The sequence below is a fragment of the Stenotrophomonas sp. 704A1 genome, from assembly GCF_030549525.1.
Classification (GTDB): Bacteria; Pseudomonadota; Gammaproteobacteria; order Xanthomonadales; family Xanthomonadaceae; genus Stenotrophomonas; species Stenotrophomonas tuberculopleuritidis.
Genome location: NZ_CP130831.1, coordinates 2491135 through 2513484, shown reverse-complemented (window position 1 = coordinate 2513484; position 22350 = coordinate 2491135). Strand labels below are relative to the sequence as shown.

General features: G+C 70.6%; 25 protein-coding genes. 13 read left to right on the top strand and 12 right to left on the bottom strand.

Going from position 1 to position 22350, the window contains the following annotated elements; all coding sequences use genetic code 11:
• The 5 genes from Q5Z10_RS11770 to Q5Z10_RS11750 all read right to left on the bottom strand — a co-directional run bounded on the left by Q5Z10_RS11770 (position 1) and on the right by Q5Z10_RS11750 (position 5117).
• Positions 1-1260 carry an SAM-dependent methyltransferase gene (locus Q5Z10_RS11770; protein WP_303635615.1) on the bottom strand — a complete coding sequence of 420 codons (1260 nt, stop codon included), beginning with the start codon at positions 1258-1260 and terminating at the stop codon, positions 1-3.
• Entirely contained in the window at positions 1257-2024 is a 768-nt protein-coding gene (locus tag Q5Z10_RS11765) for a DUF1365 domain-containing protein (RefSeq protein ID WP_303635614.1), read from the bottom strand. Before Q5Z10_RS11765 ends, Q5Z10_RS11770 begins: the two co-directional genes overlap by 4 nt.
• Positions 2021-3298 carry an NAD(P)/FAD-dependent oxidoreductase gene (locus Q5Z10_RS11760; protein ID WP_303635613.1) on the bottom strand — a complete coding sequence of 426 codons (1278 nt, stop codon included), beginning with the start codon at positions 3296-3298 and terminating at the stop codon, positions 2021-2023. Before Q5Z10_RS11760 ends, Q5Z10_RS11765 begins: the two co-directional genes overlap by 4 nt.
• Position 3299: 1 nt before the next feature.
• On the bottom strand, positions 3300-4256 hold the full coding sequence (locus Q5Z10_RS11755; protein ID WP_303635612.1) for an acyl-CoA desaturase: 957 nt from the start codon (positions 4254-4256) through the stop codon (positions 3300-3302).
• A 93-nt stretch (positions 4257-4349) separates the two neighbouring features.
• A complete protein-coding gene (locus Q5Z10_RS11750; RefSeq protein ID WP_303635611.1) occupies positions 4350-5117 on the bottom strand; it encodes a hypothetical protein in 768 nt (255 codons plus the stop codon).
• Between the two features lie 135 nt (positions 5118-5252).
• On the opposite strand from Q5Z10_RS11750, the gene Q5Z10_RS11745 reads away from it, so the two are divergent.
• The 4 genes from Q5Z10_RS11745 (at position 5253) to Q5Z10_RS11730 (ending at position 7638) form a co-directional block, all read left to right on the top strand.
• Positions 5253-5876: a sigma-70 family RNA polymerase sigma factor gene (locus Q5Z10_RS11745; protein WP_303635610.1), complete on the top strand. Its 624-nt coding sequence runs from the start codon at positions 5253-5255 to the stop codon at positions 5874-5876.
• On the top strand, positions 5873-6547 hold the full coding sequence (locus Q5Z10_RS11740) for a ChrR family anti-sigma-E factor (protein ID WP_303635609.1): 675 nt from the start codon (positions 5873-5875) through the stop codon (positions 6545-6547). Before Q5Z10_RS11745 ends, Q5Z10_RS11740 begins: the two co-directional genes overlap by 4 nt.
• A gap of 19 nt (positions 6548-6566) precedes the next feature.
• Positions 6567-7250, top strand: a complete 684-nt coding sequence (locus tag Q5Z10_RS11735; protein ID WP_303635608.1) for an NAD(P)H-binding protein — start codon at positions 6567-6569, stop codon at positions 7248-7250.
• Between the two features lie 103 nt (positions 7251-7353).
• The gene (locus tag Q5Z10_RS11730; RefSeq protein ID WP_303639179.1) at positions 7354-7638 is read left to right on the top strand and encodes a hypothetical protein; all 285 of its coding nucleotides are present in this window, start codon (positions 7354-7356) and stop codon (positions 7636-7638) included.
• 60 nt (positions 7639-7698) lie between these two features.
• Here the strand turns inward: Q5Z10_RS11730 and Q5Z10_RS11725 are convergent, their stop codons facing one another.
• Positions 7699-9888 (bottom strand): AsmA family protein, encoded by a 2190-nt coding sequence (locus Q5Z10_RS11725; RefSeq protein ID WP_303635607.1) that lies wholly within the window; start codon positions 9886-9888, stop codon positions 7699-7701.
• Positions 9889-10013: 125 nt separating this feature from the next.
• On the opposite strand from Q5Z10_RS11725, the gene Q5Z10_RS11720 reads away from it, so the two are divergent.
• The gene (locus Q5Z10_RS11720; RefSeq protein ID WP_303635606.1) at positions 10014-11882 is read left to right on the top strand and encodes an XVIPCD domain-containing protein; all 1869 of its coding nucleotides are present in this window, start codon (positions 10014-10016) and stop codon (positions 11880-11882) included.
• Between the two features lie 42 nt (positions 11883-11924).
• Here the strand turns inward: Q5Z10_RS11720 and Q5Z10_RS11715 are convergent, their stop codons facing one another.
• Together Q5Z10_RS11715 and Q5Z10_RS11710 are read right to left on the bottom strand one after the other, a co-directional pair.
• On the bottom strand, positions 11925-12830 hold the full coding sequence (locus Q5Z10_RS11715) for a TolB family protein (RefSeq protein WP_345783989.1): 906 nt from the start codon (positions 12828-12830) through the stop codon (positions 11925-11927).
• Between the two features lie 11 nt (positions 12831-12841).
• The gene (locus Q5Z10_RS11710) at positions 12842-13906 is read right to left on the bottom strand and encodes a hypothetical protein (RefSeq protein WP_303635604.1); all 1065 of its coding nucleotides are present in this window, start codon (positions 13904-13906) and stop codon (positions 12842-12844) included.
• Positions 13907-13996: 90 nt separating this feature from the next.
• Here Q5Z10_RS11710 and Q5Z10_RS11705 point away from each other — a divergent pair, with 90 nt between their 5' ends.
• Positions 13997-14926, top strand: a complete 930-nt coding sequence (locus Q5Z10_RS11705; protein WP_303635603.1) for a LysR substrate-binding domain-containing protein — start codon at positions 13997-13999, stop codon at positions 14924-14926.
• Between the two features lie 35 nt (positions 14927-14961).
• On the opposite strand, the gene Q5Z10_RS11700 is transcribed toward Q5Z10_RS11705, so the two are convergent.
• Positions 14962-15972 (bottom strand): hypothetical protein, encoded by a 1011-nt coding sequence (locus Q5Z10_RS11700; RefSeq protein WP_303635602.1) that lies wholly within the window; start codon positions 15970-15972, stop codon positions 14962-14964.
• 136 nt (positions 15973-16108) lie between these two features.
• Here Q5Z10_RS11700 and Q5Z10_RS11695 point away from each other — a divergent pair, with 136 nt between their 5' ends.
• The 3 genes from Q5Z10_RS11695 to Q5Z10_RS11685 all read left to right on the top strand — a co-directional run bounded on the left by Q5Z10_RS11695 (position 16109) and on the right by Q5Z10_RS11685 (position 17307).
• Positions 16109-16570 (top strand): helix-turn-helix transcriptional regulator, encoded by a 462-nt coding sequence (locus Q5Z10_RS11695; protein ID WP_303635601.1) that lies wholly within the window; start codon positions 16109-16111, stop codon positions 16568-16570.
• A gap of 84 nt (positions 16571-16654) precedes the next feature.
• Positions 16655-17080, top strand: coding sequence for a VOC family protein (locus Q5Z10_RS11690; RefSeq protein WP_303635600.1), 426 nt, complete (start codon positions 16655-16657; stop codon positions 17078-17080).
• A complete protein-coding gene (locus tag Q5Z10_RS11685) occupies positions 17077-17307 on the top strand; it encodes a hypothetical protein (protein WP_303635599.1) in 231 nt (76 codons plus the stop codon). Before Q5Z10_RS11690 ends, Q5Z10_RS11685 begins: the two co-directional genes overlap by 4 nt.
• Positions 17308-17314: 7 nt before the next feature.
• Here Q5Z10_RS11685 and Q5Z10_RS11680 read toward each other — a convergent pair whose 3' ends face one another.
• Positions 17315-18010, bottom strand: coding sequence for an HAD family hydrolase (locus Q5Z10_RS11680; protein ID WP_303635598.1), 696 nt, complete (start codon positions 18008-18010; stop codon positions 17315-17317).
• A 187-nt stretch (positions 18011-18197) separates the two neighbouring features.
• Between Q5Z10_RS11680 and Q5Z10_RS11675 the strand changes: the two genes are divergently transcribed.
• Together Q5Z10_RS11675 and Q5Z10_RS11670 are read left to right on the top strand one after the other, a co-directional pair.
• Positions 18198-19772, top strand: coding sequence for an alpha/beta fold hydrolase (locus Q5Z10_RS11675; RefSeq protein ID WP_303635597.1), 1575 nt, complete (start codon positions 18198-18200; stop codon positions 19770-19772).
• Positions 19773-19779: 7 nt separating this feature from the next.
• On the top strand, positions 19780-19944 hold the full coding sequence (locus tag Q5Z10_RS11670; RefSeq protein WP_303635596.1) for a hypothetical protein: 165 nt from the start codon (positions 19780-19782) through the stop codon (positions 19942-19944).
• Here the strand turns inward: Q5Z10_RS11670 and Q5Z10_RS11665 are convergent.
• Entirely contained in the window at positions 19925-20317 is a 393-nt protein-coding gene (locus Q5Z10_RS11665; protein WP_303635595.1) for a response regulator, read from the bottom strand. The two genes, Q5Z10_RS11670 and Q5Z10_RS11665, sit on opposite strands and share 20 nt — an antisense overlap.
• Positions 20318-20508: 191 nt before the next feature.
• Here Q5Z10_RS11665 and Q5Z10_RS11660 point away from each other — a divergent pair, with 191 nt between their 5' ends.
• Together Q5Z10_RS11660 and Q5Z10_RS11655 are read left to right on the top strand one after the other, a co-directional pair.
• On the top strand, positions 20509-20856 hold the full coding sequence (locus tag Q5Z10_RS11660) for a hypothetical protein (RefSeq protein ID WP_303635594.1): 348 nt from the start codon (positions 20509-20511) through the stop codon (positions 20854-20856).
• A gap of 49 nt (positions 20857-20905) precedes the next feature.
• Positions 20906-21631, top strand: a complete 726-nt coding sequence (locus tag Q5Z10_RS11655; protein WP_303635593.1) for a DUF72 domain-containing protein — start codon at positions 20906-20908, stop codon at positions 21629-21631.
• Between the two features lie 60 nt (positions 21632-21691).
• On the opposite strand, the gene Q5Z10_RS11650 is transcribed toward Q5Z10_RS11655, so the two are convergent.
• On the bottom strand, positions 21692-22252 hold the full coding sequence (locus Q5Z10_RS11650) for a cysteine hydrolase family protein (protein WP_303635592.1): 561 nt from the start codon (positions 22250-22252) through the stop codon (positions 21692-21694).
• Positions 22253-22350 lie beyond the last annotated feature (98 nt).

Sequence of the window (22350 nt, the reverse complement as noted above, 5' to 3'; positions counted from 1 at the left end):
TCAGTGCGTCCGCGCGTCGGCGAGGCCGGGCCGGTAGCCCGGGCGCGCCAGCAGCAGGTGCGACACGCCGATGGAACGCTCCAGGAAGCCGCCCTCGCAGTACGCCAGATAGAACTCCCACAGCCGGCAGAAACGATCGTCGAAGCCCTGCGCACGCACCGCAGGCAGCTGCGCCAGGAAGCGCTGGCGCCAGGCGTGCAGGGTCAGCGCATAGGACGCGCCGAAGTCGTGCTGGGCCAGCAGCTGCAGGTCGCTGGCGCGGGTCTTGGCCGACAGGATCGCCGTGAGCGAGGGGATGAAGCTGCCGGGAAACACGAAGCGCTTGATGTAGTCCACACTGCGCCGCGCCTGTTCGTAGCGATGGTCTTCAATGGTGATGGCCTGCAGCAGGGCCAGGCCATCGGGTGCAAGCAGGCGCTGCAGCGTGGCCATGTAGGTGTCCAGGTACTCGGCGCCAATGGCCTCGATCATCTCGATGGAGACCAGTTTGTCGAACTGGCCCTGCAGGTCACGGTAGTCCTGCATCAGCACGGTGACCCGATCCTGCAGCCCGGCGTCGCGCACGCGCTGGCTGGCCAGGGCATGCTGCTCGGCGGAGAGGGTGGTGGTGGTGACGTGGCAGCCATGGTGCTGCGCTGCGTGCAGGGCGAAGCCGCCCCAGCCGGTGCCGATCTCCACCACGCGATCGCCGGGCTGCAGCTGCAGCTGCTGGCAGATGCGTTCGAGCTTGCGCCGCGACGCGGCCTCCAGCGGTTCGTCGGCGGCAGCGAACAACGCCGAGGAGTACATCAGGTCCGGTGACAGGAACAACGCGAAGAAATCGTTGCCGAGGTCGTAATGTGCGGCGATGTTGCGGCGGCTGCCTTCGCGGCTGTTGCGCCGCAGGCGGTTCCAGCCGCGCAGCAGCCAGCCTGCGGCGCGGGCCGGTCCACCCTCCATGCCGTCCAGCAGGTCGCGGTTGCGCACCAGCAGCCGCACCAGCGCCACCAGGTCGTCGCACTGCCAGTCACCGTGGATGTAGCTTTCGCCGGCCCCCACGCTGCCCTGCGCGGCCACCTTGCGATAGAAGGCCGGGTCGTCGATGGTCACGGTTGCCTGCAGGTCCGCGGCGGCATCACCGAGCAGCACCTCGCCGCACGCATCACGCACGCACAGGCGACCACCGCGCAGCGGCGCCAGCTGGGCCAGCAGGCGTCCGCGCAGGAACGCATCCAGGCTGGTGGGGCGGGGCAGGGGGACCGCGCGGGTGATCGGGTTCATCGTGATTTCTCGGCTGGGGAGGGGTGGTCGTGGACCGGGGTGCGCTTGATCCACAGGCGCAGCGCCTGCCAGTGGATGGCGGCGACCACCTGCAGGGTCATCAGCGGATAGGCCGCCAGCACGTGGGCCAGGCCGCGCGCGTCCAGGGCCCGGCGCTGCATGCACTGGGTCGCGTCGAACTGGCGCCTGCCATCGCGCCAGACCTGCATGTGCACGCGCAGATCGTCAGCGGGCGCAGTGAAGCGCCAGTCATAGGCGCAATCCATCGGCATGAACGGCGAGACGTGGAAGCGTTTGTCGAACTGCCAGCGCAGTGCGCGGCCCTGTGGCAACGCCTCGGCCACCGGCAGCACATAGGCATGCCGTTCCTTCCAGGGCGTGTTGGTGATCTCGGCGACGATGCAGTCCAGGGTGCTGCCGTCCGCCTGGTAGCAGTAGTAGAAGCTGACCGGATTGAACACATGGCCGCCCATGCGCAGATGGGTCAGCACGCGCACCGGCCCGGCCGGCAGGCGGCCAAGCCGGGTTGCGGCGCGGGCGCGGACCGCATCGGCCAGCGGCACGGCGGGGTCGCCCAGATAGTCGCTGCGGCGGAACTCGGCCAGGTTGCGGCGGCCAACCGACCACAGCCAGCGTCCGCTGAACACCTGGTCCAGTTCATCGAGGTCCAGCAGCAGCTGGGCAATGGGGTAGCGGAACCGATGGGGTTGCGGATGATGGCGGCGATGCTCGACATGGCCGGTGTAGATCGCGCTGGCGCTCATGCCGGCATCTCCAGCGTCAGCGTTCTCCGCTGTTCGGCAACGCGCCGGCCAAGTGCATCCACCACACGCTGCGCACTGCGCATGCCGTCCTCATGGAAGCCCCAGCCCCAGTAGGCGCCGGCAAACCAGGTGTGGCGGTGGCCCTGCACCTCGGCCCAGCGCTGCTGCGCGCGCACGGCGGCGTGGTCATGCACCGGATGCGCATACTGCAGGCGGCGCAGGACCAACGCCGGATCGATCGCCTCGCTGCGGTTCAGCGTGACCACCACCGGCGTCGTGCCGGGCAGGCCCTGCAGCAGGTTCATGCAGTAGCTGACCGTGCAGGGCGCGGCAGGGTCGCGCGGCACGTGTGCATTCCACGCCGCCCAGGCCTTGCGGTTGCGCGGCAGCAGTGCAGCGTCGGTGTGCAGGACGACCTCGTTGGGCTGGTAGCGGATCGCACCCAGCACCTCGCGTTCGTTGGCACTGGGGTCATCGAGCAGCGCCAGCGCCTGGTCGCTGTGGCAGGCCAGCACCACTTCATCGAAGCCTTCGATGCCGGCGGCACTGTGGACCCGGATGCCCCACGGCAGGCGCTCGACTGCATGCACCGGGCATTCCAGCCGTTCACGCACCCGCCAGCGTGCGCGCAGCGCGTCCACGTAACGGGCCGAGCCGCCCGTCACCACCCGCCACTGCGGCCGTCCGCTGATCTGCAGCATCTGGTGGTTGGCCATGAACTGCACCAGGTAGCGCGCGGGGAAGTCGAGCAGCGAGGCGGTGGGCGACGACCATAGCGCCGAGGCCATCGGCAGCAGGTGTTCGTCGATGAACGCGCGGCCATAGCGCTCGCGCTGCAGGTACGCGCCCAGCGTCGGCCCGTCACGCTCGTCCAGCAGCGCCGGTGCATGCCGATAGAAGCGGCGCAGATCGGCCAGCATTCCCCAGAAGCGCGGCGAGAGCAGGTTGCGGCGCTGGCAGAACAGGCCGTCGAGCGAGGTGGCGTTGTACTCCACGCCACTGCGTTCGCTGTGCATGGAAAAGCTCATGGTGGTCGGCTGTGACGCCACCTGCAGCTGCTCGAACAGGGCGGTCAGCAGCGGATAGTGCTGCGGATTGAACACGATGAAGCCGGTATCGACGGCCATCGGGTGGCCATCGACCCGTACCTGGTGGGTGTGGGTATGGCCGCCCAGATGGTCGGCGGCCTCGAACAGGGTGACCTCGTGCTCGGCATCCAGCCCCCAGGCCGTGGCCAGGCCGGCGATACCGGAACCGATGACCGCGATGCGCATCTCAGTACCTCGCCTTGGCCAGCACCCAGGCAGGGATCGGCTTGAGTCCGCTCACCAGGCCCAACGCCGCCATGGCGCGCAGGCCGTACCAGGTCAGGTCGATTTCCCACCAGCGGAAGCCCTGGCGCACGGTGCCGGGGAAGAAGTGGTGGTTGTTGTGCCAGCCCTCGCCGAAGGTCAGCAGCGCCAGCCACAGGTTGTTGCGGCTGTCATCGCGGGTATCGAAGCGGCGGCGCCCGAAACGGTGTGCCAGCGAATTGATGGTGACCGTGGCATGGAACAGCACGACGGTGGAGATGAAGAAGCCCCAGACCAGCAGTTGCGGGCCGGACGTGTGCAGCCCCGGTGCGAGGCGCTCCAGCGTCGCGCCCAGTCCATACAACGCGGCGGCCAGCAGCACCGGCACCGCGGTGTCGAACCGGTCCAGCCAGCGCAGCTCCGGGTAGCGCGCAAGGTCGGGAATGCGCCGCAGGTCGGTGGCGAACGCGCCGCGGGTCAGGAACCAGCCCATGTGGCTGCGCCAGAAGCCCCCCGCGCGGGGAGAGTGCGGGTCTTCGGCCTGATCGGCATGGCGATGGTGGTGGCGGTGATGCGCTGCCCACCACAGCGGCCCGCGCTGCACACTGGCCGCGCCGATGACGGCAAACACGAACTGCACCGGGCGCGAGGCCTCGAAGGTACGGTGCGAAAAGTAGCGGTGATAGAACGCTGTGATGGCGAACATCCTGACCGCATACAGGAACGCGGCCACCGCCACCGCAATCCAGGACACGCCCACCCAGATCACCGCAACGCACGCCACATGCAGGCCGACGAAGGGCAGGGCGCGCAGCCAGTCGATGCGCGCAGCGCGGCTGTCGTCGCCGTCCGCCTCACGCGCTGCGCTGGTATCGAACCAGCGCAGCACGGTGCGCAGCGGGGAGGAACGGCGGCGAAGCGGAGGCGCTGCGGAGGCCATGGCCGGAAACCCGTGATGTCGATTGCCCCCTCTACGCAGCGCAGCGCGGATTGGATGCAGTCGCTGCGCGACGACAACGCAGCGGCACCGTCTTCACTCGGGCGTCACTTCGCACGCGCGGACCAGCGGTTGCTGCTGCGCATCGCGCCAGGACGCCTCGGACGCCGCGCTGGCGGCATCGGCAAAGCGCACGGTGACCAGCGGGTAGTCGCCGCGCGCATCGCGCAGGTTGCTGGTGCCATGGAATTCCAGCAGGCGCTGGTCACGGTCCGCATAGACCAGCGCCAGCCGCGGTGCCACGGCGCCGAACCAGGTATCCAGCCGCACATCGATGGCATGCGCGGCCTGGCCCTGCCAGCGCACCGGGCCGCGATAGCGGACCTGCACCGGGTAGTAGCGCTGGCGGGCGGGGACCAGGAACGGCAGGCTGAGCGGGGTTCCGCCCAACAGCGCCGCCCAGTGCGCGCGCACCGCGGCATCGAAGCCGGCGTCGACCACCGCATCCTGCGGCAGTGGCAGGCGCTGCCTGCGCAGCGGCGCGCTGGCCGTTTCCTGCCATTCGACCTGTACCGACGCCGGCCCCACCTGCACGTTCGCGCTCTGGCCGCTGCGCGCGTCCTGCAGGCGGTAACCGCGGGCCTGCGCACGCGCGGTGGCCGGCATCTGCTTGCGCGCGAACGGCTGCCCGCCGGGACAGCGGTACTCCACCCAGCGTGCGCCGCCATCGGCGGCACCCTGCTGCCAATGCACCTCGCGGTACGCCAGGCGCCCGTCGGCGGTGGTGGCCACGCCCTCCGAACGCAGCAGCGGGGCTGCGGCACAGGTGCAGGGAATGCACAGCATCAGCCAGACCAGGCGCATCGGAAGCCTCCATCGGCGGGATGTCTGGCTGTACGTACAGGAGGCACTGCTGGATGCAGGCCGGGCCGTGCATCCAACCGGCGCCCTGCTGCGTACAGAGCAGGACTCCTCTTCACTCCACGGCCGCCAGCGTCGATGTACCGTCCCCCCGCCAGCCCCTTCCACTCCCTCGACGCCACGCGGATCGTGTCCAGCTCACAGCAGCCCAACAATGAGCCGTTGAACTGGACCGGTGACATGGACGGCGTCGCGCGGCTGCGCGACCGTGACTGCTTCATGCGCATCTACGACCACTTCATGCCGCGCCTGTGCCTTTACCTGCGTGGCCTGGGGGCGCCGGAGGCGGTGGCCGAGGAGCTGGCGCAGGAATGCCTGCTGCGCCTGTGGCTGCGCGCGGCCGAGTTCGATCCGGCGCAGGGCGCGCTGAGCACCTGGCTGTTCCGCATCGGCCGCAACCTGCATATCGACCGCGTGCGCCGCGAGCGCAGCTGGATGCTGGTACAGGATGCGGTGGAGACGGCCGCGGCGGGCGATGCCAGCGAACGCAGCAGCGCCGAACAGTTCGCCGACCATGCGCGGCTGCGGCAGCGCATCAACGAACTGCCGGCCACCCAGGCCCGGCTGGTCCGCATGTCCTATTTCGAGGCCAAGAGCCACAGTGAGATCGCCCAGGCGCTGGGCATGCCACTGGGTACGGTCAAGTCGCACCTGCGGCGCGCGTTCCTGCAGCTGCAGAGCAGGGTGGGGGGCGCGTCGTGAATCCGCACCATCACCTGCACGAATCGACCCTGCTGAGCTACGCCGCCGGTGCGTTGCCGGAGCCGTTGAGCATTGTCGCCGGCACCCATCTGGAACAGTGCGCGCACTGCCGGCAGCGCCTGCGCGATGCCGAGGCGATCGGTTCGGTGCTGCTGGAGCAGACCCAACCTGCGGCTGCAGAGGCACGCCAGGCCACGCTCAGGCAGGCCATGCTGGCGCAGCTGGATGATCAGCCGGATGGCGTCCGGCCGCCCGCTCCTCAGCCGCGCGTCGCGGAGCGGCCGGGTGCCGACCCCGATGCGCTGCCGGCCGCGCTGCACCCGTTCTTCGGCGACTCGCTGCGCCGCCTGCGCTGGCGCTGGATCGCGCCGGGGGTGCACTGCATCCGCGCCGAACAGATGGAGTCGCTGATCATGCTGCGGATCGCACCGGGCAAGTGCCTGCCGATGCACAGCCATGGCCGCAGCGAACTGACGCAGATCCTGCGCGGTGCCTACAATGACGCGCTGGGACTGTTCGCGCCGGGTGACGTGGCCGATCTGGACGAAGCGGTCGAGCATCAGCCGGTGACCGCGCCGGGCGTGCCGTGCATCTGCGTTTCGGCGCTGGATGCACCGCTGGTGTTCAGCGGCTGGCTGGCGCGCCGGATCCAGCGTTTCGTGAAACTCTAGCTGCCCCGCAGGTGTGCGCATGGCTGACTCCGCCCCACTGAAGATCCTGCTGACCGGCGCGACCGGCCTGGTCGGGCAGGGGGTTGCCCGCGCCTGCCTGGCCTCGCCGCACGTCGCGCGCACGGTGGCGCTGGTCCGCAGCGACGGCGCGCTGGATGCGCGTATCGACCGGCTCGTGCTGGCCGACTTCCGCCAGGCTGCCACGTTGGCGACGCAGCTGGCCGGCTTCGACGCGTGCTTCTACTGCGCGGGTGCTCCACCGCTGGGCACGGCCGAGGCCCTGTATCGGCAGGTGACCGTCGATGCCACCGTGGCCGTGGCCGCGGCGTGGGCCGTGCACAACCCACAGGGGCGCTTCCTGTATGTCTCCGGCGCACATGCGGATCCGCGCAGCCGCATCATGCCGCTGCGGGTCAAGGGCGAGGTCGAGGCCGCGCTGGTGCAGCTTCCCGTTCGCAGCGTGATGCTGCGGCCGGCGGGGGTACGGCCGGTGGCGGGAACCGGCAGCCGGCACGTGCTGCTGCAGCCGCTGTACCGCGTCGGCGGGCCGCTGATGTCACTCGCTGGCCGGGCGTTGCCCGCACTGGTCACCAGCAACGAGACGATTGGACGGGCGATGATCGCGCTGGCCCTGGCCAGCGATCCGCCGCCGGTGCTGGAGTGTGCGCAGATCAACCGCTGGGGCGCTGGCCGCGCGCACTGACCGCGGGATTGCACATGCGCTGCACAGCCCGCGCTCTACAGTCCAGCGCTGTCCCCGACATAGACAGCGCAACGTGAACCTGCAGCCTTCCGCTTCTCCTTCCCTGGCCTCTCCCTCCGCGGATACGACCACGCGGTCGCCTCGTTCCCGGTTCGAACTGCTGGACGTCGATGCCCTGCACGACCCCTGCAGTGGCCGCATCGTGCACCTCTACGCGCTGGTGGCGCGCTGCCTGTCATGCGAGGCGATCTTCAAGGCGCAGGAGGGGGAAGGGCTGGTCAGTACGTCGGCGGCACGTGTGCTGCGGTGTCCGACCGGATGCGGCGAGCAGGCCTTCCGCGGCAGCGCGTTGCGCCACTGGCACCTGCAGGCGGTCACCGCCCAGTAACCCGCTCGCGGCGATGCGCTGCGGCCCGTGGCGGTGTGCGCCGCGGGCGTGCACGCCTGCTCAGTCCGCGCTGCCGCCGACGGCCTGCGCCGATGCGCCGGACAACAGCGCCGGCCGGCTGTCGAACCATTCGCGCGCACCGGCCAGGTGCCACTGCCGACGCTGGTCGTCCAGTTCGATCCCCGCGCCGAGCACGCCCCAGCGCAGGTACAGATCGCCGCGCTTGTGCTTGTCCATCAGGTCCAGCCGCGCCCGCAGCGAAAGCCGCTCGTTCTCTGCCTCCAGGCCATCCAGCACCAGGTGGCCGGGGCGCCAGCGCAACCGGGTATGCGCGTCCAGCTGGCCTGAATCCAGCAGCGACAGCGCCCAGCGCGGATAGTCGCCGCGCTCGGCAAAGACGGCGAGCAGGGGACCGGCATCGCGCAGGCTGAGGTCGGCGCGCCCGTCAACCTGGAACGGCGACTGCGCATCGATGTCACCGCGGGCGATGCTGAGCCGGCCCCACCACGGCTGCGTCCGCTTCTGGCCGCTCACCGCCACGTCGCGCAGTTCCACCACGCTGCCGGCCAGATCGAAACGGCGCGCTGCGAAATCGCCGCGCTGCAGTCGTGCGTCGGCACGGGCATCGCCCTGCAGTTCCAGCCCGGCCATGCTCAGGCGTGCGCGTGGAATGCGCAGGCGCGCGCGGCCGTTGCCGATCCGGCCCTGGGTGTCCAGGTGCACGTCACCGCTGACCTGGCCACTGCCGCCCAGCAGCCGCAGCTGGCCCTGGCCGAGATAGCGGTTGTAGGCGCTCAGGTCGGGCACGGTGGCATCGCTGAACTGCAGGCGAGCGCGTACGCCCCGGCGCAGTTCGCGCAGCCGGCCGTCGCCGGTGAGCGTGAGCGCCAGGTCGCGGCCATCGAACAGGGTGTCCGCATTGCCATCGCCAGCGCGCGCCTTGAATGTCGGCAGCGTGACTGCCAGCACCGCGCGCGAGGGCGTGCCCGCCTGCAGCTGCCCATGTGCCCGCGCCGTGCCCTGCATGCGGACGCCCGCGACCTCGGCCACCGCTTCGGCGGCGGGGATGTCAACGCTGCTGCCTGCGGCCAGCTCTCCTCCCTGCAGGCGCAGATCGGCACGCAGCAGTCCGCCGCCCTGCAAGCGGAACCAGGGTTTCTGCACGAACAGCGCGGGTATCCAGTTGAGTGAGGTGAAGGTCCATTCGCCCTTGACCGTGCCCGACAGCCGGCCCAGTACCTGCCCAGGATCGGTGAACGGCACGTGCCGCCCGGCAACGTGCAGGTCGGCCTGCACCGCGCTGCCGGTGCCGTCGCGCGCGGGAAGGCGTGCCTGCAGGCGGATGTCGCGCGCGGCATCGAGCTGGACCGCCAGCGTTCCGCGGTCGGGTGCGCCGGCGCCCAGCAGCAAGGGCACGCGCCACACCGCGTGGCTGCCCGGTTGCAGGGCGCCACGGTCCAGCACGATCGACGCCTGCAGCTGCCCGGGTACTGCCGCGCTGGCAATGGACGGCTGCGGGCTGTCGGTATCCAGCCGCAACCCCTGGCTGCGTGCCTGCACCTCCAGCACCGCGTGCAGCAGGCCCAGCTTCGCCAGCCCCGGTGCCTGGTCGCGGTAATGGCGGGGATAGGAGAACGCGGACTTCAGGTGCATGTCATCCAGCAGCTGGGTTCCGGCAACGCTCACGTCGGCGCCGCTGAATTCCACCTGCGACGGCAGCAGTTCCGATGGCCCACCGCGCAGCTGCTTGACGAACCCCACCGTGCCGCGACCCTGGCCGATGATCAGCAGTGAACCGACCCGGAAGCTGCGGATGGTCTCGCTGTGGATCGCGTCGAAGCGCAGCGTCCAGCCGCGGTCACTGCGCGGCGGCGAAGGCACGGCATCGTCCACGCGCGCGATCTCGGCGGCGACGCCGCTCGCCTGCAGCGAGGGAATGCGTACCTCGCGCCGGAACAGCGGCAGCACCGCCAGCCGTGCACTGGCGCGGTCGGCCCGCAGCACATACACGGTGTGGTTGACGTGGCCGCGCATCTGCACATTCCAGGCAATGACGTGGCCGGGCAGCAGGGTGATGGCCGGCCCGGTGGACATCACGAACTTGTGCGGCTTGCGGTTGGTGACCTGGTCGAACAGCGGGGTGTTGAGGAAGACGTTGCCGGCGATCAGGTAGAGCGCATACAGGCCAAGCAGGTAGGGCAGCAGCCTGCGGCAGCGCGCACGCCAGCGCCGCGCGGAGGGATACGACATGAGCGCGGTTACCAATGGGATGACGATCACTATCGCGGATCGCGTAGCGGCACCATGTGAACGCTGCGCGGCGACGCCACCCTATACTCCGGCGTCCATGTTGCTTGTTGAAAGGAGGTCCCGGCATGACTGCCCCGACCCGAACTCCCGGCGCAGCCCCGGAAGCGCTGCAGGATGCCGCCAGCGTCGCGTTCGATCCGACCCACACCTCGGCCCACGGCGAACTCCGCGCCGCGGCCGCCGGCCACGCCATCACCGTGAACCCAGGCGATGGCGCGGTGAAGGTCGCAGCCGAGCAGAAGGGCCCGGCCTCCCGCTTCGCCACGCCGTTCCAGGCGACCTCGCTGAACGTGGCGAGCACGCCGACCGCTGATGGAGGGCGCGAGCATCTACTGACGATGGAGTCGCTGCTCGGTGCCGGTGGCCAGCGCGGTGGCGTCCAGCACTCCGCCAGCAGCGGGGTGCGCGGCCGCTACAAGGTCAGCCTGCCGGCGGACGCGGTCGATGTTGATCCGACCCGGGTCAATCCGTTCGACCCGGGCAGCATCCCGCGCGGAGCCAGCGTCACCCTGGATGGCCAGCACTTCACCGGCACCGTGCTCGAAGCCAGCTTCCGCACGATCGTGCTGCAGAGCCAGCACACCGAGGCGAGCGGGGCCAGCTACCGGGTCGATCGCCTGCAGGATGGGCGGGTGCGGGTCAGTACCGGGCCCAATGAAGCACTGGAAGCGTTCAATGGTCTCGGCTTCAAGGTCGGCGGTGTTACCGCGCTGGCCGGCCGCCAGGACGCGCTCGGGCACTCCGCCGTGCGTACCGCCACCTTCGACCTTGAGCAGGCCGATGGCCGCCGGGCCTACCAGCAGTTCATCGACCACGGCACGCTGGATGCGCGCACGCCCGGTGTGCAGGACCTGGCCACGGTCGAGCGCCTGGGCATGAGCTCGCAGACCCGGCTGAAGCTGGGGCACGGCGACCGCTTCGGCGTCGACCTGGCCGGTGCGCGCAACAGCGGCGATGTGGTGCGCATCCGACGCGACGACGGCAGCCAGACCGAGCTGCGCACGGTGCAGTACGACGGCAATGTGCCGGCTTCGCGGCAGAGCGCGTATGGCGCCGATGGTGCCGAAGACCTGGCGCAGCGCCGCTATGCCTTCACCTTCGATCTGCGCGAGCACGAACACGGCGCGCAGGTGGCCGGCATGCTCAACGCTGCGCTGTCCGGTGATGCCGCCGGCGGGCACGGCCCGGTCAGCGCCGGTGCGGTGAACACGCTCACGTTCAGCGAGGCGCAGATGCGCACGCTGATGGAGCGTACCCAGGGCATGCTGCGCGACAGCCCGGGCCTGGGACCGGCCTGGCACGCGCTGGCCGAGGATGGCAGCGGCCGGCCGCTGCAGGACGTCGATGCCTTCGCCACCGCGCTTGCGCGCAACCAGGGCCAGTCCGCCCATGGCATGGCCGAGCGGCTGTTCCACATCGCTGCAGCCGGCGGCAGGGACCTGCAGCGTATCGAAGCGGAGGTGCAGGGCGAGCATCTGAAGGCGCTGGCACCGCCGTCACCGCTGCGCCCGGACCAGGATCCGCGGCAGTCCGCCAGCCCCCACCACGGCATGTGGCTGCAGAGCCAGGGGGCGGTGCGCAGCCTGGACCAGGCGATGGGTCGCCAGCACGACGGACTGAGCGAGCGGCTGGGCATGGCGCTGCTGATCGCCGCGCAGGACCGGGGCCTGCAGCGGATCGACCAGGCAGTGCTCAGCGATGACGGCCGCTATGCGTTCGCGGTGCAGGGCGAACCGCACGCGGCCGACCGCCGGATCGCGCGTACCGATACCGCGCAGGCGATCGCCACGCCGGTCGATGTGCAGCTGCGGGCGCTGGAGCAGGTGCAGACGCGGGCGGCCGCGGCGTCGTCGCCGGTGCAGCAGCAGGAACCGCTGGTGCAGGAGCGGCCGGTGCAGGAGCAGGAGCCGCTACTGCGCGCGCAGACGCGCTGAGCCTTCCGCGCGGATGCGGAGGATGCCTGCAGCCGGTGCCGCTCACCGCGCCACCGGTGCCGTGGGCATCGGCACGGGCGGCGCCAGGCCCGGCCGCACGCGGTAGGCCACCCGGTACACATCCAGGCCCTGGCTGTCGGCGCGCCGCGCCGAATAGGCAAGCGTGCCCGGCCGGGACCAGTCGAGCATGGCGCCGTAGCTGTCATGTGCGCCCTCGTTGAGCGGTGCCGGCAGCAGCGTGCCGGCGTCGTAGCCGGCGCGGCCGGGGTGGGCTGCGAACTGCAGCACCTGCGCAGTGCCGAAATCGGCCGCGCGCGCGAACACCACCGTGCGGCCATCGGCCAGGAAGGTCGCATCGAACTCCTGCGCTTCGCTGTTGACGGCGCCCGGCAGCGGCCGCAGCGTGCCCGGCGTGCCCAGCTGGGCCAGGTACAGGTCATGGCCCCCGGCGCCGCCGGCACGGTCGCTGGAAAACAGCAGCGTGTCGCCATCCGCGGCCAGCATCGGCGCGAACTCATCGGCGCTGCTGTTGATGGCCGGCCCCAGTGATTCCACCGTACCGAAGCTATCGTCCTGCACCGGCACCCGGTACAGGTCGTCACCGCCGAGGCCGCCGGGACGGTCCGAACAGAAGTAGACGAAGCGGCCGTCGGCCGAGAACGCCGGATCGAAATCGCGCCCCGCGGAGTTGAAAGCGACCGCTGCTGCCTCGCCCCATTGCGCGCCATGCCGGCGCGACATCCAGATGTCGTAGCCACCGGCGCCCCCCGGGCGGTCCCGGCTGAACCACAGCGCAGTGCGGCCATCGGGGCTGATCGTCAGCCGTATTTCGCTGTACCGGGTCGAGACCACACCCGGCGCGAAGCGCTCGGCCGTGCCGTGGATCTGCACCGGCGAGGGGCGCTGGCCTGCGGCGGTGAGCGCCGCCAGCGCGAACGCGGCCATCATCGCGGGAAGGTTCATGCCTGGCGCTCGAAATCGCTGATCCAGTTGGTTTCCCAGGTGGCGCCGCCGTCGGCGGACGCAGCCTGTTCCCAGCGCGCACGGCGTGCGGTGATGCGCGACCAGATCACCCGCGTCCTGATCGGCGTCCCTGCGTGTTGATCATTGCCGAAGAAGGTGCCGACGCCATCGCGGAAGCCACCGCGCACCGGTGCGCCGATCCGGGTCGGCGCACGACTGTCCAGCCACCAGCTCAGCCATTCACCGCTGGAAGGATCACGCGCGCGGATGCCCATGCCGCGCACCGTCGCGCCCGGGAAATGCATCACGTTGTCGCCGACGTTGCCGAAGCCGCCAAGCACGGGCCAGTTGTGCAGCGTGCCGTCGAAGCGGTCCCAGACGTCGCTGCCGGTCAGCCGGGAGCGCAGGCGCTGGTGCTGTACCGACCAGCGCCCGACCAGGAAATCGAAGTCATGGGGGGCATCATCGCGCCGCGCCAGCGGTGAGGGCAGGGCCGCGCTGCGGGTGAACCAGTTGCGCCAGTTCACCTCCCAGTGCGCGCCGTCATCGGCCGAGAACGCCTGTTCCCACCAGGGCTGTGCCGTGTCGATGTCATGCCAGCGGAAACGTACCCGGATCGGCACGCCGTTGAGATGGTCGGTGCCCTGGAACACGCCGCCGGCACCGCTGAAGCCGCCGCGCACGGGCGGCTCGAAGCGGGTCGGGTCGCGGCCGTCCAGCCACCAGATCGACCAGCGCCCCGACGCCGGATCGAACGCGCGCACGCCCAGGCCGTGGTAAGCGCCGCCGGGCAGCTGCATCAGGTTGTCATCGACGGTGCCGAGACCACCCAGGGTCAGCCATACCGCACTGGTGCCGATGAAGTCCTCCCAGCGCGTATCGCCGACCAGCCGCTCCTTCAGGCGCCGGTGGCGCACGTTCCAGCGGCCCTGCAGCCAGCGCCAGTCGTTGCCGTGCGGGTCCGGCGCAGCCTGCGGGTCGCTGCCGCGTGCGGCGCCCGCGCCCAGTGTGCCGGCGCCGCACAACGCGGCGAGTCCGGCGACGAATGTTCTCCGCTGCATGTGCGCTCCCCCTTCGGTCTGGACCCTCATGTTTCCCGGGTGGCGGGGGATTGACCACGGGCATGCCGGGGCTCAGGCTAAGTCCTGCTTATGGTCGCTCCCCGCCACCTGCCATCGCTGATCGCGATCCGCGCCTTCGAAGCCGCGGCGCGGCTGGGCAGCTTCGCGCGCGCCGCCGAGGAGCTCGATACCACCGCGGCATCGGTGAGCTACCACGTCCGGCGCCTGGAAGCGCAGACCGGGGCGCGCCTGTTCCTGCGCCATGCCCAGCATGTGGAACTGACCGAGGCCGGTGCCAGCGTGGCGCAGGAGGCAACCCGTGCCTTCGATGCACTGCGGGCCAGTTTCATGCGCGCCGCGGACATGGACGCGGCACGGCTGCGGCTGACCGTGCTGCCCACGCTGGGCAGCAGCTGGCTGACGCCACGGCTGGGACGCTTCCGTGCGTTGCATCCGCAGCAGGTACTGGAACTGGAGCTGTCGGCCGAGCCGCAGGATCTGGCCGGTGGCCGCTTCGACGCTGCCATCCGCAATGGCCACGGTGACTGGCCCGGGCTGCATGCGGTCCCGCTGTTTCCCAGCGTGTTCACGCCGCTGTGCGCGCCGGCCCTGCTGCCGGCAGCGCAGGCGCTGGGCGGGCCGCTACTGCCGCCGGTGCCGTTGCTGGGGCGGCCGGACTGGTGGGCGTTGTGGTTCGCCGCCTTCGCTCAGGCCGACGCACCGGACGCAGCCAGTTTCGTGACCCACTTCGCGCTGGAACATCTGGACATCACCGCCGCGATCGCCGGGCAGGGCATCGCGATCGGTTCGCCGATCCTGTTCAAGGACGAACTGGATGCCGGGCGGCTGGTGCAGGCGCACCCCGGCGTAGCCAGCGACGGGCGCAGTTTCTGGTTCGCCAGTCCGGCCGCGCGCAGCAACACGCAGAAGGTCGTGCAGTTCCGCGACTGGCTGTGTGCCGAAGCCGAGGCGGCACGGCGCGCCGCGCACCGCTTGCTGCGCACTGTGGCGGCACCCTGATGGCGCGGCGGCAGGCAGCTGCCCCCGGGTAGACGTCACGAGGTACCGAGGCGGTTGCCGGCACACACGGTGCGCCCCTGCTCGACCAGCGCGGTGGTGAACCGCTCGTCCATTCCGATGTGCGCCACCAGCTGCCGCTGCCACGTCTCCAGCGTGGCCAGATCGCCGCTGAGGCAGGCGAAGCGCTGCGCGCCGTTCCGGTTCTCCAGTGTCGGGTAGCGCGCCAGCAGATCCTCCAGCCCGCGCCGCATCAACGGCCAGTCGACCTGTGACTGCTGGAACAGGGCGTCATCCAGGGGCATCTCGGTGGCTGCCCAGTACAGACGCGCATAGCGCTCGGCGCGATCCCCGGCCGGCAGGGTCGCCATCGAACGGCGCGCGAACGCTTCCATCTTGGCGGTGCTGCCGCCCCAGCGTGGGGTGAAATGCTGCATCGCCACCAGATGCAGGGGCAGGTAGTCCGGGAAGGCGCTGGAGGCCTCGTCGACGATGGCCAGCAGCGCCTCGTCATCCTGGTTGTGGCGCGCGGCCAGCTGGGTGGCCAGGTCATACCAGTAGGCATCGCGCTGGGCGATGCGCTTGTGTTCCTGCAGGTACGCCGCCGACACCGCGTTGTACTCGTGGAACTGCGCCCAGTCCTGCGCGGAGACCCCGCTGGCATAGCCGCTGCCGCGATGGCTCCAGGCCAGATTGAGCGGGATGCGCGCGGCCACCAGGTGCGCGGAGGGCGACCGGGGCGACTGCCGGATCCAGCGTGCGGCCCAGGCGGTCCAGTCGTTCCAGTGCTCCACGTCCTGCCGCTCGGTGCCGATGCGGCGTGACAGGCACAGATAGAAGCGCCCCAGCCGGGATTCCCCGTGCGCGTCACGCTCGCCCTTGCGCAGCTGCTCGGCCAGCGCATCGAGTGCATCGAAGTCGTCGCTGGCCATCAGCGCCACCACCTCCTGGCAGAAGGCCTCCGACGCTTCATCCTCCACGGCGTGGGCAGCGACGGGGAAAAGACAGGCAGCGCTCAACAGCGTGCCGATGAAATGCTTCCTGCGCATCGGTCCATCCTTGGGGTCGGGAATCCATGGGCGGCCGCTGCAGCGACCGGCCAGCGCCAGTATCCCACCCCCGCGTCCGTTGCGGAATCGGTGCGCCGGCTGCGGTACGCTGCCGGCGTCCCCCCGGCCGTCCGCCATGAACCAGAGTCCCGACCTGCTGCGCCGTTTGCTGCGCGCCAAAGACAGCATGGACCGCGCCAGCCATGAGGCCTGGCCGGTGGCGCGGCTGGCCCAGGTCAGCGCGGTCTCGGCGGCGCACTTCGCGCGCTCGTTCAAGCACGCCTTCGGCCTGCCCCCGCACCGCTACCTGCTCAGCCGGCGCATTGAACGGGCAGTGGCGCTGCTGCGCGAGACCGAGCTGCCAGTGACCGACATCGCCTTGCAGACCGGCTGGACCAGCCTGGGCACCTTCGGACGGATCTTCCGTGACATCACCGGCGACAGCCCGGGCGCGATCCGCGACCGCGAGCGCGCCAACGCGCCGGGGCCGGCGCCGGTACCGGAATGCCATGCGCGCGCGGCGCTGCGTCCCGACCTGGACATCGCCGTGCTGGAGAAACGCCGCCGCGCCGCCGTTGCCCGCAACGCCCCGCGCTGAGCGTGCCCGCCCGGATTGCGCAGTTTTGGAGAAGCGGCACGCCCGGCGCAGTTGCTAACGTGCACGCCACCTGAGGGAGGTCCCATGACGAACACGATAAACACCGTCGGCCTGTATGTGCGCGACCAGGATGAAGCACTGGCGTTCTATGTCGGCATGCTCGGCTTTGAGGTGCACACCGACGTGCGCAATGGCGCCTATCGCTGGCTGACCGTGCGCAGCCCGGGCCAGGACGGTTTCCAGCTGGGCCTGTTCGTGCCCGGTCCACCCACCCACGACGCGGCCACGGCCCGCGCATTGCAGCAGCTGGTGGCCAAGGGCGCGATGCCACCGCTGGTGCTGGCGGTGGACGATTGCCAGGCGCGCTACGCCGAGTGGCAGGCCAAAGGCGTGGAATTCACCCAGGCGCCGATCGAGCGCTACGGCGCGGTGGATGCCGGTTTCCGTGATCCTTCCGGCAACGGCTGGAAGATGATCGAAGCCCGTTCCGCCGCAAGGCGCCAGCAATGAGCCGCGGCGGCTGGGCGCGGCCGGTGCACCGCTGGACCTCGATCGTGTTCACCGTGGCGGTGATCGCCAACTTCGTCGCCCGTGGGCTGGGGCAGGGCGAGCCTGCCGCTTGGATCACCTATGCACCGCTGCCGCCGCTGTTCCTGCAGCTGTTCACCGGCCTGTATCTGTTCGCACTGCACTACGCCGGCAAGCGCCGCAGCCGCGCGCCGGGGGCCGCAGGTTGATGCCGGATCAGGCGATCGCATCGGCCGCGTAGGCGGCCAGCACCCCGGGCAGCTGCTCCATGCGCTGGAAGATCACCTGCGCGCCCACGGCACGCAGGGCATCGGGCGTGCTGTGGTGCGGGCCGCCCTCGCTGAAACCGAACACGGTGGCGCCGGCGGCCACGCCGGCGGCGGCCCCGGTCACGGTGTCCTCGATCACCGCGCAGCGCCTCGGGTCCACCCCCAGCGCCGCCGCTGCCGCCAGGTACACGTCCGGGTGCGGCTTGGTCCGTGGCATGTCCTGGCCGCTGAAGATGTGGTCGCCGAAGGCATCGAGCAGGCCGACCTTGCGCAGCTGCAGCGTGACCTTGTGCAGGTCCGCGCCGGAAGCGCAGGCAATGCGGCCGCCCGTCGCGGCGTGGATCGCGCGCACCGCCTGCGGTGCGCCCGCGATCGCCACCAGGTCACGTTCCAGCGCCTGGTTGCGCTGCTGGCGGAACGCTTCCAGCCAGGCCTCGGTGAACGGCTTGCCGGTACGTTCTTCGATCAGTCCGGCCAGCCCGGCCACGGACTTGCCAAGGAACACCTCGCCGGCCTGCGCCGGGGTCAGCGGCCAGCCGCGCTCGGTCAGCATCTCCGCCAGCACGCGGGCCACCAGCGGCTCGGAATCCACCAGCACACCATCGCAGTCGAACAGCACGGCATCAAACGGAAAACGGGACATCTACGGCTCCTGGACACGGCCCGTGGGGGAGGGCACCGGCCATTTTCCCATAGCGCAACCGGCCAGGCACCCGCCCACGCCCGCCGTGGCCCGGCCGCTGCCGGCATGTTGCGTCGCAAGGTGCGAGCCACCATTCGCACTGGTACGGTCGCAGCCGTTGCACCACCACCGACGGGGAGACACCACGATGCGCAAGCTGGTGCTGCTGTTGTTCCTGCTGACCGGGCTGACCCCCGTGGCCTTTGCCACCGCGGTCAAGACGACCCATCGGACGCTTCCCAGCTGGGATGGCACCCCGCTCGGGGTGTTCGTCATCGAACCGCAGGCCCAGGGCGACGCCCGCTTCCCGCTGCTGGTGATGCCCAGCAGCTGGGCGGTGCCCGGGGTGGAATACGTGGGCGTTGCACAGGCGCTGGCCCAGCGTGGCTACGTGGTCATCAGTTACAGCTCGCGCGGGTTCTGGGAGTCGGGCGGTGGCATCGATATCGCCGGACCGGCCACCGTCGAGGATGTCAGCGCCATGATCGACTGGGCGCTGGACAACACCCGGGCCGACCCGGCGCGCATCGGCGTTTCCGGCATTTCCTACGGCGCCGGCACCAGACTGCTGGCCGCTGCGCGCGATCCCCGCATCAAGGCCGTTGCCGCTCTCAGTGGCTGGGCCGATCTGCCGTCCTCGCTCTACAGCAACCACACCCCCAGTGCGCAGGGCATCGCCCTGCTGGTGGCGGCGGGCCTGGCCACCGGCCGGCCCGGACCGGAGCTGGCCACCATCAACCGCCACGTGCTGGCCGGCAATTACCAGGGTGCGGTGGACTCACTGCTGCCGGTCGCCGCGATCCGCAGCCCGGCCGCGGGCATCGACGCGCTCAATGCCAACCGGCCCGCCATCTTCCTGGCCAACGCGTTCAACGACAGCCTGTTTCCGCCGGGCCAGCTGGTGGATTTCTTCACCGCGCTGGAAGGCCCCAAGCAGCTGCAGCTGCGCCACGGCGACCATGCGCTGAACGAGGCGCTGGGTGCGCTGGGCGTGCCCAACGAGGTCTATGCCACGGTCGGCGACTGGTTCGACCACTACCTCAAGGGCGCCGCCAACGGCATCGACCAGCAGCCCGCCGTGCAGCTGAAATCGCAGCAGGGCCGCTGGAACCGCTACCCGGACTGGCAGGCAACCGCGAACGGTGCAACCCGCTATGCGCTGACCGCCCCGCGTGGCCTGCTGCAGCCGACCGGCGGCCTGGCCGGCGACGCCGCCGGCGCCGGCTGGAGCTACCGGATCGGCAGTGGCCTGGCCACCGCCGCCAGTTCCGGCGTGGCGCTGGTGTCCGGCGCCCTGCAGATGATCAACGTGCCACCCGGTGCCTATGTACCGTTCATCGGCCGCAACGCCGCCGGTGTCTGGCAGGGACCGGTGTACTGGAGCGCGCGGCGCCTGGACGGTGCGCCGGAAGTGCGGCTGACGGTGACCCCCAGCCGCGCCGACACCACGCTGTATGCCTACCTGTATGCAGAGGACATGCTGGGCAATGGCCAGTTGATCAGCCACGCCCCCTACACGCTGCGCGGTGCGGGCGTAGGGCAGGCGCGCACCATCGACCTGCGCCTGGAAGCCAGCAGCTGGAACCTGCCGGCCGGCAGCCGGCTGACCCTGGTGGTGGACACCGTGGACCTGCGCTACGCCGGCATCAGCCAGCTGGGCGGGGCGGTGACCTTCAGCTCACCGGCATCGGCGCCGTCGATCCTGAAGGTGCCGTTGCACTGACGCATCGGTGATCGGCTACGCGCGCCGTCTGCTGATCGTGCATGAGCGCTTGCCGGGCATCAGCGGGTACAGCCGGGCCAACACCCGCGGGATCGACGACACGCCGGCCGGGGAGGTGACCCTGCAGGAGGGTGATGAACGGTTCGCGGCCTTCACTGCGGCGGCGGCGTGATGCCGCCGGCACCGATCACGGTCTGCACCGCCTGCTGCAGCGCCTGTACATGGAACGGCTTGGCGATGAAGGGCACACGCTGGTGACGCTTGGGCACCAGCTGCGCATACACCGCCGACGCGAACAGGTAGGGGATGCCCAGGTCGGCCAGCCGGTCGGCGACCGGGAACACCACGCCGTCGCGCAACTCCACGTCCAGGATCGCGCCGTCGAACTGCCCGCAGCGAAGCAGGCTCATCGCCTCGGTCACGCTGCAGGCATGCGTGACCCGGTTGCCACTGTCCACCAGTGCCTGTTCGACCAGATCGGCCAGGTCGAACTCGTCTTCGACCAGCAGCAGCTCGCGGCCGCGTCCATGCTCATTCCCATTCATCTGCATACATCACACATCTATCGAAACCGGGTGGATGCAGAGTTTCCACGGCGCCGCATCAAGGGCGTGGATGGCCGCTGTATGCGCAACGCGAAGGCGGGCCGGCCGTGCACGGACCTGCCATGTTGTCTTGACGGCGCCTTGGCGCGCGGCGTGGATACTGCCGCCGTCGTTTGCCGAGGAGGATCGCAATGGGCACTGTTGCCACTGAGAAAGCACCGCGCACCCTGCGCGTGGAGGTCATGCCGCTGGACTGTGGCGAAACCGCTGTGGTGATCGAGCTGGCGACCGCGCCGGGGCGGGCGTGGGAGAAGGCGCTGAAGCGTGTGCTGGCCGAGACGGAGGCGCTGGAATCGGCGCAGGCGCGCTGCGACGGCCGCTTCGTCTATGTCATCGGCATCGAGCCGGGCAGCCGTGGCGTGGTGCAGCAGGTCAACCAGCTGCTGGCCGCGACCCACGATCGCATCGCCCCGCGCAGCGGCAGCCCGCAGCCGCCACCCCCGCAACCGGGCAGCCGCCAGGCCAGTGCGAGCCTCTGAGCGGCTGCCCCCGCGTGACCCCGGTGTTCCTGCCGGCCCGGGCCCGTGCGTGCGCGTGGGCTGCGCCGGCTGGTCGCTGCCCGCGCAGTTCGCGGCCTGCTTCGATCCGGGCGACAGCGCGTTGCAGCGGTACGCCTCGCGCTTCTCCCTCGTGGAGATCAATTCCTCGTTCTATCGGCCGCACCGGCCCGCAACCTATGCGCGCTGGGCGGCGAGCGTGCCCGAGGGCTTCCGCTTCTCGGTGAAGATGCCGCAGAGCGTGTCCCACCTGGCCCGCCTGCGCGGCGCAGCACCCTTGCTCGACCCGTTCCTGGATGCCGTGCAGCAGTTGGGCGATCGGCTGGGTGCGCTGCTGCTGCAGCTGCCGCCCAGCCTGGCCTATGACGGCCGCACGGCCTCGGCGTTCTTCCGCGCACTGCGTCGCCGCAGCGCGCTGCCGGTCGCCTGCGAGCCGCGCCATCCGAGCTGGTTCGAGGACCGGGCCGACACCCTGCTGCGCGACCATGAGATCGCCCGGGTCGCCGCCGATCCCGCGCGCATCGCCGCGGCCGGCGTGCCCGGTGGCGCCCGGCACTGGAGCTACTGGCGCTGGCACGGGCAGCCGCGCATGTACTACAGCGCCTACCCGCTGCCCGATCTGGATCGGCTGGCTGCGGCGGCGCGGCAGGCCGCGCGACACGGCGAAGCGTGGATCATCCTCGACAATACGGCGCAGGGCCACGCGCTGCCGAACGCACTGCAGTTGCAGGACATGCTGGCGCAGACGCACGCGTGAGCGGCGTTCATCCCTCTGCTGCGCGGATCGGCGTGCGGCCTGTGCCGATCCGCGCGCGGGTCAGCGCGACGCGGAGAGCAAGGCGACGATCTGCCGGTTGCCCAGCACGCGGGCAGCCCCCGAGCGCTGCAGGGTCTGCAGCGCGGGCCCGCGCCGCCCAGGCAGCGCCGCGCTCGCATCCGCCGCGACCACCGTGGCGTACTCGCGCGAATTTGCGTCCAGTGCCGTGGCCAGCACGCAGGCATCCAGCGCCATGCCGGCCAGCACCAGGCGGCGCACGCCCAGCTTGGCCAGCAGCACCGGCAGCGGCGTGGCCAGGAACGCGGAATGCTTGGGCTTCAGGATGAAGTAGTCGCCCGGGCGGGGCGCCAGCTGTGCGGCAATCCGTGCGGAGGCGCCGCCGCGCTGCCTGCAGGCGTCGACCAGTTGCGGGAAGTCGCGCTGCCAGTCACCGAAATTGTCGTTGGCATAGATGACGGGCAAACGGCGCGCATCGAACGCCTCCCGCAACCGTGCGGCCTGTTCGGCCGCGCGTACGGCCAGTGGGGCCAGCCGACGGCCCTGCGGGAAATCGAACAGGCTGAACAGATCGATCAGAAGCAGGGCGGCCGTTGGCTCCATGGCGGGCTCCCGGGACAGGTGCGTGCCGCAGCCGGCGGCGTACACGCAGGATTCTCCTGATGAAGCGCCGCCCCGACGGGCGGCACTCCCTCAACGCG

Excerpts from the sequence above, each read along its gene's own strand:
- Q5Z10_RS11770 (WP_303635615.1), bottom strand. The coding sequence starts at position 1,260 with ATGAACCCGATCACCCGCGCGGTCCCCCTGCCCCGCCCCACCAGCCTG.
- Q5Z10_RS11760 (WP_303635613.1), bottom strand. The coding sequence starts at position 3,298 with ATGCGCATCGCGGTCATCGGTTCCGGTATCGCCGGCCTGGCCACGGCC.
- Q5Z10_RS11745 (WP_303635610.1), top strand. The coding sequence starts at position 5,253 with ATGTACCGTCCCCCCGCCAGCCCCTTCCACTCCCTCGACGCCACGCGG.
- Q5Z10_RS11675 (WP_303635597.1), top strand. The coding sequence starts at position 18,198 with ATGCGCAAGCTGGTGCTGCTGTTGTTCCTGCTGACCGGGCTGACCCCC.
- Q5Z10_RS11700 (WP_303635602.1), bottom strand. The coding sequence starts at position 15,972 with ATGCGCAGGAAGCATTTCATCGGCACGCTGTTGAGCGCTGCCTGTCTT.
- Q5Z10_RS11690 (WP_303635600.1), top strand. The coding sequence starts at position 16,655 with ATGACGAACACGATAAACACCGTCGGCCTGTATGTGCGCGACCAGGAT.
- Q5Z10_RS11680 (WP_303635598.1), bottom strand. The coding sequence starts at position 18,010 with ATGTCCCGTTTTCCGTTTGATGCCGTGCTGTTCGACTGCGATGGTGTG.
- Q5Z10_RS11665 (WP_303635595.1), bottom strand. The coding sequence starts at position 20,317 with ATGAATGGGAATGAGCATGGACGCGGCCGCGAGCTGCTGCTGGTCGAA.
- Q5Z10_RS11695 (WP_303635601.1), top strand. The coding sequence starts at position 16,109 with ATGAACCAGAGTCCCGACCTGCTGCGCCGTTTGCTGCGCGCCAAAGAC.
- Q5Z10_RS11735 (WP_303635608.1), top strand. The coding sequence starts at position 6,567 with ATGGCTGACTCCGCCCCACTGAAGATCCTGCTGACCGGCGCGACCGGC.
- Q5Z10_RS11650 (WP_303635592.1), bottom strand. The coding sequence starts at position 22,252 with ATGGAGCCAACGGCCGCCCTGCTTCTGATCGATCTGTTCAGCCTGTTC.
- Q5Z10_RS11750 (WP_303635611.1), bottom strand. The coding sequence starts at position 5,117 with ATGCGCCTGGTCTGGCTGATGCTGTGCATTCCCTGCACCTGTGCCGCA.
- Q5Z10_RS11715 (WP_345783989.1), bottom strand. The coding sequence starts at position 12,830 with ATGATGGCCGCGTTCGCGCTGGCGGCGCTCACCGCCGCAGGCCAGCGC.
- Q5Z10_RS11755 (WP_303635612.1), bottom strand. The coding sequence starts at position 4,256 with ATGGCCTCCGCAGCGCCTCCGCTTCGCCGCCGTTCCTCCCCGCTGCGC.
- Q5Z10_RS11705 (WP_303635603.1), top strand. The coding sequence starts at position 13,997 with ATGGTCGCTCCCCGCCACCTGCCATCGCTGATCGCGATCCGCGCCTTC.
- Q5Z10_RS11685 (WP_303635599.1), top strand. The coding sequence starts at position 17,077 with ATGAGCCGCGGCGGCTGGGCGCGGCCGGTGCACCGCTGGACCTCGATC.
- Q5Z10_RS11725 (WP_303635607.1), bottom strand. The coding sequence starts at position 9,888 with ATGTCGTATCCCTCCGCGCGGCGCTGGCGTGCGCGCTGCCGCAGGCTG.
- Q5Z10_RS11660 (WP_303635594.1), top strand. The coding sequence starts at position 20,509 with ATGGGCACTGTTGCCACTGAGAAAGCACCGCGCACCCTGCGCGTGGAG.
- Q5Z10_RS11710 (WP_303635604.1), bottom strand. The coding sequence starts at position 13,906 with ATGCAGCGGAGAACATTCGTCGCCGGACTCGCCGCGTTGTGCGGCGCC.
- Q5Z10_RS11765 (WP_303635614.1), bottom strand. The coding sequence starts at position 2,024 with ATGAGCGCCAGCGCGATCTACACCGGCCATGTCGAGCATCGCCGCCAT.
- Q5Z10_RS11720 (WP_303635606.1), top strand. The coding sequence starts at position 10,014 with ATGACTGCCCCGACCCGAACTCCCGGCGCAGCCCCGGAAGCGCTGCAG.